This window comes from Pseudoalteromonas sp. P1-16-1b, from assembly GCF_001401785.1.
GTDB lineage: Bacteria > Pseudomonadota > Gammaproteobacteria > Enterobacterales > Alteromonadaceae > Pseudoalteromonas > Pseudoalteromonas undina.
In genome coordinates this window covers 13951-30816 of record NZ_LKGQ01000007.1, presented here as the reverse complement: position 1 = coordinate 30816, position 16866 = coordinate 13951, and the positions used below count along the sequence as shown (strand labels likewise).

Annotated in this window: 14 protein-coding genes; 2 read left to right on the top strand and 12 right to left on the bottom strand. The window is 40.6% G+C overall.

The features are described 5' to 3' along the window. Window positions 1–303: 303 nt before the first annotated feature. The 12 genes from AN392_RS07215 to AN392_RS07160 form a co-directional block, all read right to left on the bottom strand. Window positions 304–2967 (bottom strand): ExeM/NucH family extracellular endonuclease, encoded by a 2664-nt coding sequence (locus AN392_RS07215; RefSeq protein WP_055012312.1) that lies wholly within the window; start codon window positions 2965–2967, stop codon window positions 304–306. Window positions 2968–3230: 263 nt separating this feature from the next. Continuing rightward, window positions 3231–4238: a porphobilinogen synthase gene (gene hemB / locus AN392_RS07210; protein WP_055012311.1), complete on the bottom strand. Its 1008-nt coding sequence runs from the start codon at window positions 4236–4238 to the stop codon at window positions 3231–3233. Window positions 4239–4250: 12 nt separating this feature from the next. Next, the gene (locus AN392_RS07205; RefSeq protein WP_055012310.1) at window positions 4251–6110 is read right to left on the bottom strand and encodes a diguanylate cyclase; all 1860 of its coding nucleotides are present in this window, start codon (window positions 6108–6110) and stop codon (window positions 4251–4253) included. Then, window positions 6110–6895: a TatD family hydrolase gene (locus AN392_RS07200; RefSeq protein WP_010392262.1), complete on the bottom strand. Its 786-nt coding sequence runs from the start codon at window positions 6893–6895 to the stop codon at window positions 6110–6112. Before AN392_RS07200 ends, AN392_RS07205 begins: the two co-directional genes overlap by 1 nt. Then, window positions 6895–7404 carry a hypothetical protein gene (locus AN392_RS07195; RefSeq protein WP_055012309.1) on the bottom strand — a complete coding sequence of 170 codons (510 nt, stop codon included), beginning with the start codon at window positions 7402–7404 and terminating at the stop codon, window positions 6895–6897. The genes AN392_RS07200 and AN392_RS07195 overlap by 1 nt, the downstream gene beginning before the upstream one ends. A gap of 1 nt (window position 7405) precedes the next feature. Beyond that, entirely contained in the window at window positions 7406–8146 is a 741-nt protein-coding gene (tatC, locus tag AN392_RS07190; RefSeq protein ID WP_055012308.1) for a twin-arginine translocase subunit TatC, read from the bottom strand. Between the two features lie 47 nt (window positions 8147–8193). Continuing rightward, window positions 8194–8526, bottom strand: coding sequence for a Sec-independent protein translocase protein TatB (tatB, locus tag AN392_RS07185; protein WP_008108547.1), 333 nt, complete (start codon window positions 8524–8526; stop codon window positions 8194–8196). Window positions 8527–8531: 5 nt separating this feature from the next. Continuing rightward, window positions 8532–8792 carry a Sec-independent protein translocase subunit TatA gene (gene tatA, locus AN392_RS07180; RefSeq protein ID WP_008108546.1) on the bottom strand — a complete coding sequence of 87 codons (261 nt, stop codon included), beginning with the start codon at window positions 8790–8792 and terminating at the stop codon, window positions 8532–8534. A gap of 79 nt (window positions 8793–8871) precedes the next feature. Beyond that, window positions 8872–10473, bottom strand: coding sequence for a ubiquinone biosynthesis regulatory protein kinase UbiB (gene ubiB, locus AN392_RS07175; protein WP_010392267.1), 1602 nt, complete (start codon window positions 10471–10473; stop codon window positions 8872–8874). Window positions 10474–10490: 17 nt separating this feature from the next. After that, complete coding sequence (locus AN392_RS07170) at window positions 10491–11150, bottom strand: SCP2 domain-containing protein (RefSeq protein WP_055012307.1); 660 nt, start codon at window positions 11148–11150, stop codon at window positions 10491–10493. 12 nt (window positions 11151–11162) lie between these two features. Next, a complete protein-coding gene (ubiE, locus tag AN392_RS07165; protein WP_008108541.1) occupies window positions 11163–11918 on the bottom strand; it encodes a bifunctional demethylmenaquinone methyltransferase/2-methoxy-6-polyprenyl-1,4-benzoquinol methylase UbiE in 756 nt (251 codons plus the stop codon). Between the two features lie 108 nt (window positions 11919–12026). Beyond that, entirely contained in the window at window positions 12027–12986 is a 960-nt protein-coding gene (locus AN392_RS07160) for a diguanylate cyclase domain-containing protein (protein ID WP_055012306.1), read from the bottom strand. 342 nt (window positions 12987–13328) lie between these two features. Between AN392_RS07160 and AN392_RS07155 the strand changes: the two genes are divergently transcribed. Continuing rightward, window positions 13329–15107: a DUF885 family protein gene (locus tag AN392_RS07155; RefSeq protein WP_055012305.1), complete on the top strand. Its 1779-nt coding sequence runs from the start codon at window positions 13329–13331 to the stop codon at window positions 15105–15107. Between the two features lie 77 nt (window positions 15108–15184). Next, window positions 15185–16666, top strand: a complete 1482-nt coding sequence (locus AN392_RS07150; protein ID WP_055012304.1) for an FMN-binding glutamate synthase family protein — start codon at window positions 15185–15187, stop codon at window positions 16664–16666. Window positions 16667–16866 lie beyond the last annotated feature (200 nt).

The window sequence follows — 16866 nt, the reverse complement described above, 5'->3', positions numbered from 1 at the left end:
TACTGCTAAGATTGACGTTTATCTCAGTTGCTCTTGGTATGGATTAGAAGGACAAGTTGTTTATCACTTTCAATCAAGCCGCTATAACGCATTTTGACTTTTCGAAAAACAAACAGTGTTAGAGTTACCTTGAGTTAGATATGTACTAAGTCAATGCTTGCATAGATAATAAGCAGTGCTTGATGAAGCCTGTCTGAATTACATTTGTATATAAAATAAAAAAGCCGCGAATGCGGCTTTTGAGTTACTTCAAGTAGATACTGGCAACAACTTTAAGTCATGAACCGGTTATTGAAGTCGAAGTTAATCAGCATATTTGGTTGCTTTATAAGTGAGTTTTACATTGCCAAATGGTAAAAAGCCATTTACGCGGACTTTCCATTTACCCGATTTAGGATTGGTAAATGTACAGTTTTCTGCGTTTCCTCTACTAATTGATGCGCAGTCACTTCTAAACAAAGTCGGGCTTCTTTTGTGTCTAACAAATAAGTTTGCATCGCCCCATCCACCGTCTAGGCTAATAGTTAGCTCGTCATAACCTTCAGGAATATCAATGCGGTAGTTTTTCCACCAAAACCAGCCGCGAATATTATCAATTTCACCGGTGATCACCTCTGGTTCTGGCTCAGGTGGCGCGATAATCGTTGAACGAATATCGACAATAACAGGGTCATGATCTGATGCTCTGTAAGGTCCTTGAGCATACAAGCTTGATTGCTGTGCGTCAGATTTAAATTCAACATTATAATCAAGTGAAATAGGCTCATCGGCGTTAATATGCCAATCACTGGCGCTCACTACTTTACTTAATAAGCTCGGGCTTGCTAGGGCGTGATCTAAACTTCCTGCACGACCAGAAAAGCTGTAAGAATAACCTAAGGTGTTGCCATCTAACTCAGCAACCACATTTTTAAGGCCCTTATCAGCAAATGCACGGATAGGATCTTCCATTGCATACGCGTTCATGTCGCCAACAAGAATGATATCTTCATCATCAACTCCTGTTGGTTTGCTATTTAGCCAATCAGCAAATGCATTTGCGCCAGCAGTTCGGATTTCATTCCAACATGCTTGACCGTCACCTTGATCTGCATTGCCGCCAGTGGCACTTCTACAACCACCTTTAGATTTTAGGTGTGCTACGGCAACAGTAAAGACTTCTTCTGTATCTAAAGATTTAAAGCTTTGTGCAATTGGTGCACGGTTGCTGTAATCGAAAGGCGCATCGGTAGTGATTGCTGCAGTACCCACTTGCTGCACTTTATCAGCACGGTAAATAAGCGCAGTCGTGATAGCGTCGGTGCCGATTTTATCAACACCAAAGTCTACAAATGCATATTGATTTTGACTATCAGCGTCATTAAGTGCATTTACTAAGCTTGCAACAGCACTGAATTCACCAAAGCCGTCATTTTCAATTTCCATTAAGCCAATCACATCCGCTTGCAAAGCACTAATAGCGCTGACTAGCTTGGCTTGTTGGCGAATTAACTCGGCTTCTGAATCAGCACCACGGCTAGTTGGAAAACCACCGCCTTGGCCATCGCCATTAAAGTAGTTAAGTACGTTAAAGCTGGCAACACGTAAATCAGCGTCAGGGTTTAACTCTGGCGCATCGGTGCGTGGATTGGTTGCTATAAACTGAGGTGTTGTTGTTGGATGAATACGGTAAGCACTAAAGCTGTAAGCTAGCGCACCTGTTACAGAGTTTACTGTATCGCCTGTGCGTAGAGTATTCTCTGCTGATAACCCTGGGACAGGATAAGCGATAGGATCGCGGTTTTGACGAGTTGAGCCATCATCTAAGAGTATTTTTTTATTTAGATTTTGCGCTTCAACCGCATTCGCAGCCGCGCCAGGAAGTGCAACTTGAGTACCTTGGTATAAGCGTTCAGTAGCAAGCTCTAGTTCACCATATCGACCTAAACCATAATTGTTAGTAACAATAAGTGGCTGCTCTAAGGTCACTAACATACCCTCAAACGCTTCTAATTCACTTTGATCGGTAACGGGTAAAGTAATTTTAATCGGGTAAGCTGAAAGACCGGTGTCACATATAGCAACTTGACTAACATTGCCAATTTGGGTGGCATCAAAATATTCTTCAACAGTACCTCGTACGCGAACGTGGTCACCAACATTAACATCAGTATTAGTAAAGTAAACAAATACCCCTTCAGAGGTAAGTGGGTTTGTATCTTCATCATAACTTAGTGAGTTAACAAAAAAGCCTTTGAGCTGATCATCAGCCTGGAAGTCAGCTGTTACTACACCTTCAAACTCAACAGCAGTGTTAACCAGTGGGCTGCTTGCGCCTTCGCCTTGAATGCTGCTAATTAATGTTTTATCAGCGCCACATAATAAAGGCTCTTCAGGTTCTGGGTCTGGATCAGGGCTAGGTGAAGAATTCCCTGCAAAGATACCTAAATCACTAAAGTCATCTTGATCAAATTGCAGCCATAGCTCACTTGGATTAAAAGCGCCATCGGCATCAGTGCGTCCGTTTAGCTCGGTTTCTTTGCGGCGCAATGTTTTATTTTGTGTTTTCACGCCCCCTTCTGACCAAAATGAACCCGGGTCTACACCGCGTTGGCCAAAGCTATCAATAACCACAGAGCCTTGAGTAAGTACCAGCGCATCATCGCCATTAAAGTTAGTCACGGCGCTGAGTTGGTCAGCTTTTTCTTTTAGTTCTGCTGATGCATTCCCATTAACAATGACGTAAGTGCTGTTTGCAGCAAGTTCACCTGTTAAATCGAATGTATTATTTGCATCTGAATTGCCATTTGAATAGAGGCTTAGCGTGTAGCCATCTAATGACAGAGGGGTAGTCGAATTATTAAATAGTTCTACTGCTTTATTATAGCTACTGCCTTCTACGTACTCAGATATAACGAGGTTAGCGGTAGCGGGTGCACTGAGGCTTGCTAATACAAGCGCCAATGGCGTTATTTTTGTTTTCAACATTATTATTTTTCCCGTGTTTTTGTTTCCCCAAATGGGACGCTTAGTGTAATGAAAAATAATTACAAATAGAATACAGAATGTTAACAATGTCGAGATTTGCTTATTTTTTGAGGTTGAAAATACGTTGTGTTTTTAGTTTTGGGTAAGGAAGGGTCTATGTAGTGTGGTTACTTCCCAGAAATGAGAGTAACGCAGCAGAAAAAACGGGCTGCCTTTAAATATACAAAAGGGCAATAAAGCCCTTTTATATCAATATGTCGTTATTATTTATTTAAATAGCGAGCAGCTTGCTTAGCAAAGTAAGTCAGGATGCCGTCTGCGCCAGCGCGTTTAAATGCTAATAAAGATTCCATAATAGTAGCTTCTTCGCTCAGCCAGCCATTATCAATAGCGGCTTTATGCATCGCGTATTCACCACTTACCTGATAAGCAAATGTTGGTACACCAAACTCATCTTTAACACGGCGTACAATATCAAGGTATGGCATACCAGGTTTAACCATTACCATGTCGGCGCCTTCCTGAAGGTCAAGCGCGACTTCGCGAATTGCTTCATCTGAGTTAGCAGGATCCATTTGGTAGGTTTTTTTATCAGCGCCTTTTAAGTTACCAGCAGATCCTATGGCATCTCTAAATGGGCCATAGTAGCTAGATGCGTATTTAGCTGAGTAAGCCATAATACGAGTGTGAATAAAGCCATCCGCTTCGAGCGCTTCGCGGATTGCGCCAATACGGCCATCCATCATATCTGATGGAGCAACAACATCGGCACCTGCAGCTGCATGTGATAATGCTTGTTTAACTAATATTTCAGTGGTTACATCGTTTATTACATAGCCTTCGTCATCAATAATGCCGTCTTGCCCGTGAGTAGTAAATGGATCGAGCGCCCCGTCAGTGATCACCCCAAGTTCAGGGAAGGCTTCTTTTAAAGCACGAACAGTGCGTTGTACTAAGCCATCATCGTTATACGCTTCTTCGGCATATAATGATTTTTTATCTGCAGGCGTAACAGGGAAGATAGCCACCGCAGGCACACCTAAATCAACTAATTCTTTAGCTTCTTCGATCAGTAGATCAATTGATAAGCGTTCAATACCGGGCATCGATTCAATGCTTTCACGACGGTTTTTGCCTTCAAGCACAAAAACCGGGTAAATAAGATCATTAACACTCAGCTGATTTTCAGCCATAAGGCGACGAGAGAAATCATTACGGCGCATTCTACGCATGCGAGTATATGGGAAAAGGTCTAGTCCAGATTGGGCCATAAGTATACGCTCCTACTGTGGGATTGAAAAATTAACCACTTGATTGCGGCCATGTTGTTTTGCTAAATAGAGTGCCTTATCGGCATAATCAGTAAATAGTTCAGGGTTATGAATATCATCGGCAATTTGAGTATAAACACCGGCACTAATGGTAAAGTCGATAATAGTACCAGCTACATTCACACTATTATTTGCTATTGCTAAGCGTGTCTGTTCTGCAATGACCAGTGCACCTTGGTTATCAGTATTAGGTAGTAAAATGACAAACTCTTCACCACCATAACGTGCTACTTCATCTAGTGGGCGCTTAAGCTGTTGTTTAATGGTATCAGACACAGCCCTTATAACTTGATCGCCGGTTAAGTGGCCATAGTTATCGTTAATTGACTTAAATTTGTCGATATCTAACATAATAATACTCAATGGCGTTTGTTCACGACGCGAACGACGAATTTCCATAATTAGTTTTTTATCGAAAAAGCGCCTATTTTTAATGCCTGTTAAGGCATCTTCCATATTGAGTTGTTCAAGTTCGCGGTTTTTATCTTCTAATTCCCTCAGTGTTACTTGTAACTCAAAGGTGCGTTCATCTACTTGGCTTTCAAGCTCTTGGCGGGTGCGCTCTTGTAATTCAATCCGCTCATTTAATAGCGCATCTTGTGCAGCGTTTTGTGCAATTAATGCTTGCTGCGCTGTTACTTGCTCATCGCGTTGTAATATAAATAACTTTATGACGGTATAACTTAAACAAAATGAGCAACCTAAGGACGCTGCAAAGGTTATCATTAAGCTAGCTCGAGTCACTGTATAAAGGCCGGTTAATGCAATGGCAAAATGAATCACAATAATGAAAAACAATATAAGGGCAATTAATAAGCTTTTATTAGGGCTTGTCGGTTGCTGGCGCAAATAAAGTAATGTAGTTATCACGTGGTAAATAAGAATTATAGGTATAGTTGAGATGGCAAATAAAGTTACACTGGGAGTAGGTAATAACCATATAAAACCGATAATTAACGCATACAGTGTTGTAATAGCAGTTTGACCCTTGAGTAACTTAGAGGCGTTAGGTTTGCACACATGCCGCTGTAAGGGCAGAAGCAGAATTGTGCTCAGCATAAGTAATAGAGGCAGCATTAACTGTTGTAGGCCTGCTATGCTTGAGGGAGCATAACGAAACCCAAAACCACCTATATAAGCTAAAAACAGGCTGAGCATCAATGTAATCACACCTGCATAAGCAAAATAATGTTTACGTGAAAAAGCAAATAAAACTATGCTACTGATAGCCAGTGAAAAAATAAATCCAATCAGCAATCCATAAAGCAAGTTAACCATGCTTTTATGGGCTAATAATGCATCCTGTTGCCATAAGGTGAGAGGGACGCGAAGCCCAATTCCCGCATTATTATTAACTTTGAGGTAAACGGTGGTTTCGCTGTTAGCGGGAAGAGTTAATTTAACCAGCAAAGACTCACTTCTAATCGCTCTATCAGATAAAGGCAGAGCATCACCAATATGTTCCGATTTTAGTTGCTCCTCACCTATAAAGTGGTACAGGTATATATTGTTCAGAAGTGGGTTATCGAACGATAGGATTGGCTCTATTGGCTCATTAAGGTAATTATTTAGTTGAAATTGAATCCACACAGCCCGAGACTCAAGGCCTAAATTAAGTGGCTTATTATTAAGTAGCAGCCATTCTTGTAAATTGCTTTGTCGTGCATCTTCTAATGAGGTAGGAACAAACGAATAATGAATACCTTCTATTGTTTTTGAATTAAATTCGCTATTTATCTCGATTGCACTTGCAGGAAAACAGGATGCATAAAACACCATAGTGAATACCAGCAAAGCGCAAGAGGTTCGCATTATTTTTTCTCTATTCCAAACAAATGATTAAAGTTTTCACTTGTATGCTTTGCAACATCACATGCAGGAATACCATAAAGCTGAGCAAGCGTGTCACAAACATAATGCAGCAATGCTGGCTCATTACGTCTTGATTTTGGCCTAGGTTTAACAGTGCGAGGGATTAAAAAGGGTGCATCGGTTTCAATTAATAAACGCTCAATGGGAATGCTAGGGATCAGTTGTTGTAATTCTTTGCCACGTCGTTCGTCACATACCCAGCCGGTGATACCAATATAAAGGCCCAAATTTAAGTAACCTGCGAGTGCTTGTGCATCACCAGTAAAACAGTGCAGTACACCGCGTACAGTAAACTCATTTAAAATAGCAAGCATGTCGTCACTGGCGTCGCGTTCATGCAAATAAACAGGCAGGTTTAGCTTTTCAGCTAATGCGAGCTGACGACGAAACACATCACGCTGCACATCTCTTGGAGAAAAGTCGCGATTATAATCTAGCCCGCACTCACCTATGGCAATAATCTGCTCATGTTGAGCTAGCTGAGTGAGTTGTTGCTCAAGTTCAGAGGTTGCTGTTTTTGCATCATGAGGGTGAATACCCGCGCTAGCATATTGGTCATAGCGTGCAGCAAGTGCTAATGATTCTTCGCTGGAGCTGATATCGCAGCCAATAATTAGCATATGCTTAACACCGACCTCTATTGCCCGAGCGAGCACTTCTTGATGCTGACCATCAAATTGATGATTAGTTAAATTTACGCCAGCATCAATTAAGGTGTATTGCATTACTGGGTGCGTTTTACACGAATTGAACGGTTTTGATCTGCTTTTTTAAGTAAAAAAGAGTTGAATACGCCACGGCTAATAATAACGGTATCGCCCTCATCTAATCTCAAGCTATCTGAGCCAATTTGACGCCACTGCTGATTATTCTCTAAAGTAATAATTAGCTCACCATAAGGTGCTTTTTTAACAGATGAAATTATTGATGTAATAGACTCTTCCCCATTTTCAGTAATTTCTTTGTGCTCTAAACCAAATTCTTTTTCTTTGATAGCCACGGGTGCTGTTACGGTAGACGTGTCAGCTTTTACATTAGCTTGAGCAGGTTGCTCTGGCTGTTTACGAGCTGATTGAGTGAGCGATTTTCCGGCAATGGTGTTGTCATAGCATAGTAAACGATTAAAATCGTTTTCAATAAAACTACAGGCTTGCAACGCTTGTTCATTGATAGGAGTTGCGGCTAAAACCGGTACACTTGCTAAAGCGAGTAAAGAAAGTAAATGCTTATTCATATTATTCCTCAGATTCTTGTTGTGGTTTTGCGGTATAAAATCTCGCTAAAATTAAGCCAAGCTCAAATAACAGCAGCATAGGCAGCGCTAATAGAGTTTGTGATAAAACGTCTGGTGGCGTTAAAAACATCGCCACTACAAATACGCCGACCACTATATAAGGGCGCTTTTCTTTTAGGCTTTGTGTGGTTGTTGCACCGCTCCAACAGAGCAACATAATCGCCACTGGAATTTCAAATGCAATGCCAAAAGCAAAAAATAGCTTAAGAACAAAGCCTAAATAGCTACTGATATCGGGCGCAAGCGTCATCATTTGCGGACCTGCACTGGTGAAAAACCCTAAAATAATTGGCAGTACTACAAAGTAGCAAAAAGCAATGCCACCATAAAATAAGAAAATACTGGAAGCTAATATTGGCATCAGCATTTTCTTTTCGTGCTGATATAAACCTGGGGCTATAAATCCCCAAATTTGATGTAAAATCCAAGGGATGGCCGCAAATAAAGCAACAAACAACGTTAGTTTAAAGGGAGCAAAAAATGGCGCAGTGACATCTGTTGCTATCATAGTGGCAGTACTAGGTAAATGAGCGACTAGAGGAGCAGCTACAAACGTATAAATATCGTTTGCAAAGTAAACCAAACCAATAAATATCACTAAAATACTCAATAGCGATTTTATCAACCGGTCACGCAACTCGATTAAATGAGCGACAAATCCTGATTTTACTTCTTCAGTCATTGTTTTCTATACCTGCATTAAGCGCATGAAAAAAGAGAGTGCCATAATTATTTAGAGTCATCTGTTGCTTGGTTATTAGTGGCTTGGCTTTGATTTTTTTTATAGCTGTGAGTAACTGATTGCGCTGCTTGTTGCAGCTCAGAAACAGAGTGTTGTAGGTCAGGGCTTAAATCTTTAAGACCTTGTTGCTCTGCTTTTTTTAGGTTTTCATGTAGCTCGTTTACACGAAGCTCTTCACTCACTTCAGCTTTTACTGAGTTAGCCATTGCTTTGGCTGTTTTAACCCAGCGGCTTACGGTTCTAATAGCAACAGGTAAGCGTTCCGGCCCTAGTACTACCAAGCCGACAATAAATACCACAACAAGCTCCCACATTCCCATGCTAGTTAAACCTTGTCGTTATCTTTAGTTTTGCTAGTTGTACTTGAATCGATTGGTGTTGATTCTGATGATTTTTGGATCTGTTCAGTTTTATCTTCGCTAGCTTGTTTTTCAGCATTTTGGTCATCAGACATAGCTTTTTTAAAGCCTTTAACTGCGCCACCTAAATCACCACCCATACCGCGTAGTTTTTTTGTACCAAATAAAAGTACAATGATTGCAAGTACAATTAATAATTGCCAAATACTAATACCACCAAAACCCATGGTTTTCTCCTGCTTTTAAGCCATAAAATAATAAGGTTAAGTGCTGATTATACGCCCAAAGTGGCAAATAGCACTTAGTTTATGAGCGGCGCCAAGCCGCTATAAAGCCAATAACAGCACAGCTTAAGACAACGCCAGCAGCGATTAAGTTGTGTTGTAAATAAAATAAAGCTGAGACAATCATCGCAGCACTACTAAACAGTCCTAAAACCAATGGTTTATGTGAAACCTTAATTTCAGGTGCGTGAGAGTGTGGTGCTCGCTTTAAATTTTGATAAATTAAATCGGGTAGTTCAGGCATTTTTTCTGCCCAAAACGGTAAGTTTGCATACATTTGCTTTAGCACTGACAGCGGGCCCACTTGTTGTTTAACCCAGTCTTCTAAAAATGGTTTTGCTGTTTTCCACAAGTCCAGTTGTGGGTATAGCTGACGACCTAAGCCCTCAACATACAGCAAGGTTTTTTGTAATAATACGAGTTGCGGTTGAACCTGCATATTAAAACGACGTGCGGTATTAAATAAGTTAACCAATACATGACCAAATGATATTTCAGCCAGTGGTTTATTAAAAATAGGCTCGCACACGGTGCGAATAGCAAATTCAAACTCTTCAATGCTGGTATCAGGTGGTACCCAGCCTGAATCAACATGTAGCTGTGCTACTTGGCGGTAGTCGCGGTTAAAAAAGGCAATGAAATTTTCAGCTAAATAGCGTTTATCTTCTTTGTTAAGAGTTCCAACAATACCGCAATCTATACCAATATATTTAGGATTATGCGGGTTTTCGCGTGACACAAAAATATTACCTGGGTGCATGTCAGCATGAAAAAAACTGTCGCGGAATACTTGAGTAAAAAACACTTCTACTCCGCGTTCTGCTAATAACTTCATGTTGGTGTTTTGTGCCATCAACGCTTCAGTGTCCGAAACCGGAATACCGTAAATACGCTCCATAACCAGTACATTACTGCGGCTATAATCACTATATACTGTTGGAATGTATAACGATTCTGAACCTTCAAAGTTACGCTTTAATTGAATGCCATTAGCGCCCTCACGCATTAAGTCGAGCTCATCGAGCAATGTTTTTTTATACTCTTTAACCACTTCCACTGGGCGTAATCGCTTGGCTTCGTTAATTAACTTACCGACAACCTTAGCCAATTTTTCCATTAGTGCTAAGTCAGCGTTGATTTGTTGCTCAATATTAGGGCGAATAACTTTAATAACAACATCTTGCGATTCGCCTTGAGGATCAACAAGGGTAGCAGTATGCACTTGAGCAATTGAGGCCGATGCCAAAGGTATTTGTGAAAATTCGCTAAATAGCTGGCTAATATCATCTATTTCTAATGCTTTTTCGATGATTCTCTGGGCTAGTTCACCCTCGAACGGTTCTACCTGATCTTGTAAAAAGGCTAATTCCAAGGCGATATCATGAGGCAGTAAATCGCGCCGAGTTGAAAGCATTTGGCCAAACTTTATCCACACAGGGCCAAGCTGTTGTAGTGCTAAACGAAGTCTTAAGCCAGGAGGTTTATCTTTGTGTTGGTTGCGCAACCAAAACAAACTGCCACGAGCAAGTTTAGCAAACCAAGGTACTTTATGTTTGGGTACAAGCTCATCAAGTCCGAAGCTAAGCAGGGTTTTAGTTATGTAATACAGTCGGGCAGTTGACACAAAAAATCCTTAGCGCGTTAAAGGGCTTTAATTAGGGCGTTAATACGTTGCTCAATGGCGGCAACATGGCCTTTTAGTGCTCTATTTTGTTGTTTAAATTGCTCAAGCTCTAATGGGTGAATGGTGATTGCCAGTTCGTCTTGGCACACACTAATAAAAGTATTATCGAGCTGAGACTTTGCTTTTTTACCTTGCTGCTTAAGCGACTGCAAGTGCAAATAAAGTTGTTGTGCAGGCGCGTCGCCAATATGCTTTGCTAGTTGCTCTGGCCAATCAATCTCTACACTTGAAAAGGCTGAACTATAGTGTTGAGCTATATTTAAATCGCCTTGTAAATCAAGCTTATCTTGGCGAATAAGTTGAGTCAGCATGGCTGGGTTTTTCAGTGCTAACAACGTATCTATATTGGCGCTGATCATACAATCAGCGTCAGCATGTTCGAATGCAGTGTAAAGATGTAGCTGCTGATTGGCATAAGTAATGGCTATTTTTTGCTGCCAGTCTCTAACCTCAACTAATAAGCGCTGATGCTCTACCGTTTTTAGTTTATCGAGTAAGCTCGGATCGAGTTTAAACGCTTGATTTAATACTTGCTCAATAAGCGAAAGTACAAAGCTCGGTAGCATAAAAAAACTGCCTGCAGCCGGTTGTTCTTTACTGTGTTCTTCAAGCGCCATAAATTACTAACCTTAGTATTTAAATCCACGATGCAGGGCAACAATGCCACCAGTTAGATTTTGATAAGTCGCTTGCTCAAACCCTGCTTCCACCATCATCGCTTTAAGGGTTTCTTGATCTGGATGCATACGAATTGACTCTGCTAAGTATTGGTATGATTCACTGTCGTTAGCAACTAGTTTACCCATAGTAGGTAAAATGTTGAAAGAGTAAAAGTCATACGCCTTGCTGAGAAGCTCTTGCTCTGGTTTTGAAAACTCAAGAATGAGTAAACGACCACCTGGCTTTAAAATGCGGTACATAGAGCGCAATGCTTTATTTTGGTCGGTGACATTACGTAAGCCAAAAGCAATCGTAATTAAATCAAAACTATTATCAGGGAAAGGTAAGGCTTCGGCATTCATTTGTACGTAATCAATGTTGCCTACAAGGCCTAAGTTATGCAGCTTTTCGCGGCCTACTTTTAACATTGAAGAGTTTATATCACCTAAAACAACCTGACCGGTTTCGCCAACAAGCTGGCTAAACTTTGCAGTTAAATCGCCAGTACCGCCGGCTAAATCTAATACATGATGACCTTTACGAATACCTGAGCTGGCAATTGTTTGACGTTTCCATAAACGATGAATACCAAAAGACATGAGATCATTCATAACATCGTACTTTGTCGCAACAGAATGAAATACATCAGCAACCATAGAAGCTTTTTCGGTTTCGGCAACAGTTTTATAGCCAAAATGCGTGGTCTTTTCAGGGTTCTCGTTCATGATTAATCTCTATCGTGGTAATAAAGACTAGTGTACTTGATTGTGCACCAAGGGTGCAATTTGAATATGATTTATCAGTTAATTTTATTGTTTGAACAGTGTACTGGGTTATTGAGGTGCGCGTGATTTAAACGCCGCGTTTGAGGCACTTTTAACTAGTTGGTTAAAGTCGCCTTGTTGTTGTTCCGTAATCCCTAATGAGAGAGAAATGGGAGGGAGTTTTAGATCGCTTTTTGAACTTATAAAGCGTAGTTTTTCAACTCCAGTTATTACTTTTTCTGCAATCAGCTTAGCAGTTTCTGGCTCAATGTTAGCAAGTAGAACGATAAATTGGTCTTTTGCAGAGCGCCCGGCTAAGCCACTTTGTGAAACATACTTTTGAACTTGCTTAGCTACTTTATTTAAAATCACTTCGCCAATGGCATCACCAAAGTTATTAATAAAATGCTCTAAATTATCAATTTGAATGGCAATTGCTGAAATTGACTTGTCTTGTTTTAACCATAACTGTGTTTGTTTAGTTAAATAATGGCGTTTGTATAAGCCTGTTTGTGGGTCAATCACATGTTGTTTGCGCAAGGTATTGAGTTGTTTTTTAGTTGCTTCGTGTAGCTTTTTTGCCTGACTTAGTTCTTGTTTAAATTGGGCTTGTTGCGAGAGCAGTAACTGAGTTTGCTCATTAAGCCTTTCTAAGGCGATGCGGCTGTTAGCAATATTATTTTCATCTAAAGAATGCAAGCAGTCATTAACATGACCTGCAAAATCGTTAAGTTTTTTTTCGGTTTGCTGTGCATTTCGCGATAGTGAATTGATCACACCATTGACGTTTTCAATCATTGCTACTTCGGTTTTATGACCCTGATTTAAATATTCAAAATAGAGTTGCTCAATAAATAGCTCATCAATATTTTGATTTGCATCTATGGCATCATCAATAGCATTGTTAAGCGCAAAATGGATTTTACTAATGTATGTATACACAACTTGAAAATTTAAGGGGGTAGGAGGCAAAACATGATGCTCTAAAAACATACATACTTTTGTCATTTTTTCTTGTGCTATAGCCATGGAGTCATGGAACATCATTTGCAATTACCAACCAAATACGCATAAATGCTGATTTATAAAACTCGTCCAATGAGGCAATTTGCTTCCAAGCGCAGATACAATAATCATTATATCTGTGATTTAAAAGTAAAATGAGTCGTAGTTGGTTAAAATGACGCTATAAATTCAATAACCGTTTCTTTTTTGAGCAATTACTCTAAGTTATTTATAGTTTTGTATTAACTCAAGTTAATACAATGTCTCACGGGCGTATATTTTGCGCAGTTGGTCGTATATCTATTTGCTATTTATTCAGCCTAAGATAGGTTTATCACATCTGTAACGTCATTAAGCTCAATAACTATGAATTTATCTCTTTCGAAAAAAATGCGCCTTTCCTTATTAAGTGTCACCTTAGTGTGCTCATTAAGCGCGTGTCAGCTCACCACAATTAACGCCGATCAGCAATTTACGCAAACGGCCGAAAATATCGTCCAGTACCGCCAAAAGGTAAGTCCGTACAGTAATCCTAAGGGGGTTGATGGCTATTTACTACCTAACTTATCGGCTGACTTTTTAGCCCAGCAGTATCAAAAAAACACGCAGTTATTGGCTGATTTAGATGCAATAGATATGAGCAAGCTGAGTGACGAAAACCAAATTAACTACAGTATTATTCGAGCGCAAGTGCAAAATACTATTGATGAATATGTATTTAACGCGCACTACATGCCTTTAACGTCAGAATATGGCTTTCATTCAAGCTTATCGTTTATTGTTAATAGCTCTGATTATAAAACCGCTCAAGATTATCAAAACTACTTAAAGCGATTACAACAAGTGCCGCGCTTTTTTGAGCAAAACATAGGCTGGATGCGTAAAGGATTAGAAGTTGGTTTAACTCAACCCAAAGCGGTATTAATTGGCTACCAAGACTCTATTACTGCGTACATTGTTGACGATGTAACACAGTCTGAATTTTACAAGCCGTTTTTAAACAATACCGCGGGTTTAAGTGATAGTGAATTTATAGCGTTACAACAACAGGCTAAAGCCATTATCAATGGCCAAGTTATTAAAGCCTATAAAGATTACTTAACTTTTTTTAATACCGAATATTTACCAGGCGCGCGCAGTGATATTGGCATTTCGTCAACTCCTAATGGAGAAGCTTTTTATGCAAATCGTGCTAAGTATTACACCACGACACAAATGACCCCAAAAGAAATCCATGAGCTGGGTTTAGCTGAGGTGGCGCGTATTCGCAGTGAAATGGAAGCGGTCATCAAAGAGGTGGGTTTTAAGGGCACGTTTGCAGAATTTATCCACTTTTTACGTACTGATCCGCAGTTTTACGCCACAACGCCTGAACAATTATTAAAAGAGGCCGCGTATATTGCCAAAAAAATGGATGCACAGTTACCTAAATTATTTCATACCTTACCACGCAAACCCTATGGCGTAGCGCCGGTGCCTGCCAATATTGCACCTAAGTACACTACTGGGCGCTATTCAGGTTCGAGCCGTGATGATCAAGCCGGTTTTTATTGGGTGAACACGTACGCTTTAGATAAACGACCACTCTATGCTTTAGAAGCGTTAACGCTGCACGAAGCCGTACCGGGCCATCATTTACAAATATCACTCAATGCAGAGCTTGAAAGCTTACCTAGCTATCGCCGAGATGCCTATTTATCAGCATTTGGTGAAGGCTGGGGGTTATATTCAGAGTACTTAGGGGTTGAGGCTGGTTTTTATCAAGACCCATATAGCAACTTTGGTCGTTTAACCTACGAAATGTGGCGTGCTGCACGTTTAGTGGTTGATACGGGGATGCATATGTATGGCTGGAGTCGAGAGCGTGCAATGAACTTTATGGCTGATAATACGGCGCTTTCATTGCATAATGTAAAAACGGAAACCGACCGTTATATTTCGTGGCCAGCACAAGCGCTGTCTTACAAAATTGGTGAGTTAACAATTAAACGTCTGCGCGCAGAGGCTGAGCAAGCATTAGGTCAACAATTTGATATTCGTGAGTTTCATCATCAAATATTACGCCATGGCTCAGTGCCTTTGTCGGTGCTTGAGCAACAAATACGTTTGTATATACAAGTGGAATTAGCAAAAACAGATAGCTAAAAGCGCATTATTTTGAAACTATAAAAGTGTGGTGTTATTTGATGGCATCACGCTTTTTTAGCATTTAAGGATAAGTAATGAGTCAGTTTATAATGTTCAGTATCGATGTGTTTGCCAGCCTATTTATTGTTGCATTGGGGTTGCTGGTTGTATTAATTGCTATTTTTTATATTCGAGATGTTACGCAAACAAAGCATGCTATTAGGCGTAATTATCCCGTGATTGGACGTTTTCGTTATTTCTTTGAGCGCCAAGGTGAGTTTTTTAGACAGTATTTTTTTGCCCTCGATCGTGAAGAAATGCCCTTTAATCGCGCCGAGCGCAGTTGGGTCTACCGCGCGGCTAAAGATGTTGATCACACGGCCGCTTTTGGTTCAACTCAAAGTTTAGAGGCCACAGGCACCGTCATGTTTATGAACTGTGCGTTTCCTACCTTAGATGAAGAAGCCTTAGCGCCGAGCAACGTAACTCTTGGCCCTTACTGTAAATTTCCTTACACCACAAATTCGCTATTTAATATATCGGGCATGAGCTTTGGTGCGCTATCAAGCCCTGCTGTGCGTGCACTATCCAAGGGGGCAAAATTAGCAGGATGTTGGATGAACACGGGAGAAGGCGGCCTTAGCCCATATCACTTAGAAGGAGGTGCCGATATTGTATTTCAAATTGGCACCGCAAAATACGGTGTACGCGACGAGCAGGGAAATTTAAGTACAGAAAAGCTAAAAGCCGTTGCTGCACATCCAGCGGTTAAAATGTTTGAACTGAAAATGAGCCAAGGTGCCAAGCCAGGCAAAGGCGGCATGTTACCTGGGCGAAAAGTGAATGCTGAAATTGCCAAAATAAGAGGCATACCCGAAGGGCAGGATTCTATTAGCCCAAATGGGCACCCAGAAATAAAAAATCCAAGCGATATTCTAGACATGCTTACCACCATCAGAACTGCAACAGGTAAACCGACAGGTTTTAAAGCGGTTATTGGTGAGCATACTTGGTTAGAAAGTTTATTTGCCGAGATTAATCATCGTGGCATTGAGTCCGCACCCGACTTTATTACTATTGATAGTGCTGATGGGGGCACAGGCGCAGCACCACAATCTTTATTAGATTCTGTGGGGTTACCGCTTAAAGAAAGCCTTCCTTTAGTTATACAGCTATTAAAGAAACATGGTCTTAGAGAGCGAGTTAAAATTATTGTTTCGGGTAAATTAATTGTGCCTTCCAAAGTCGCATGGGCATTAGCACTAGGAGCCGACTTTGTGGTTTCTGCGCGAGGGCACATGTTTGCACTAGGCTGCATTCAGGCTATGCAATGTAATAAAGATACCTGCCCAACAGGAATTACTACGCATAATGAACGTTTACAACGTGGTTTGAATGTTGAAGATAAAGCGCAGCGGGTCGCAAATTATAATAAATACATCCATTACGGGGCAGGGCTTATTGCACATTCTTGTGGCGTTACCAGTGCTCGCGAATTAAAACGTAAACATGTACGTATAGTGCAAGAGAGCGGCCTTTCTGAGCCATTAGACAAAATTTACGAAAATCATAAATAAGTCGTAATAGATATTTTAGTAAGCTATAGTTTCAATATAGTTGTGCTACTTGCAAAAAAAGGCTTATGAGGCTTCAGCCTATTAGGCTCATTTTAAATGCTCCTCGCTTTCTTTCGGGAGAGTTAAAGTTACCGCAGTAGCAAGTTCAAGGTATGAAGAGGTTGCTTGTGTTCTGCCATTATTTATATAGGCAATGGCAG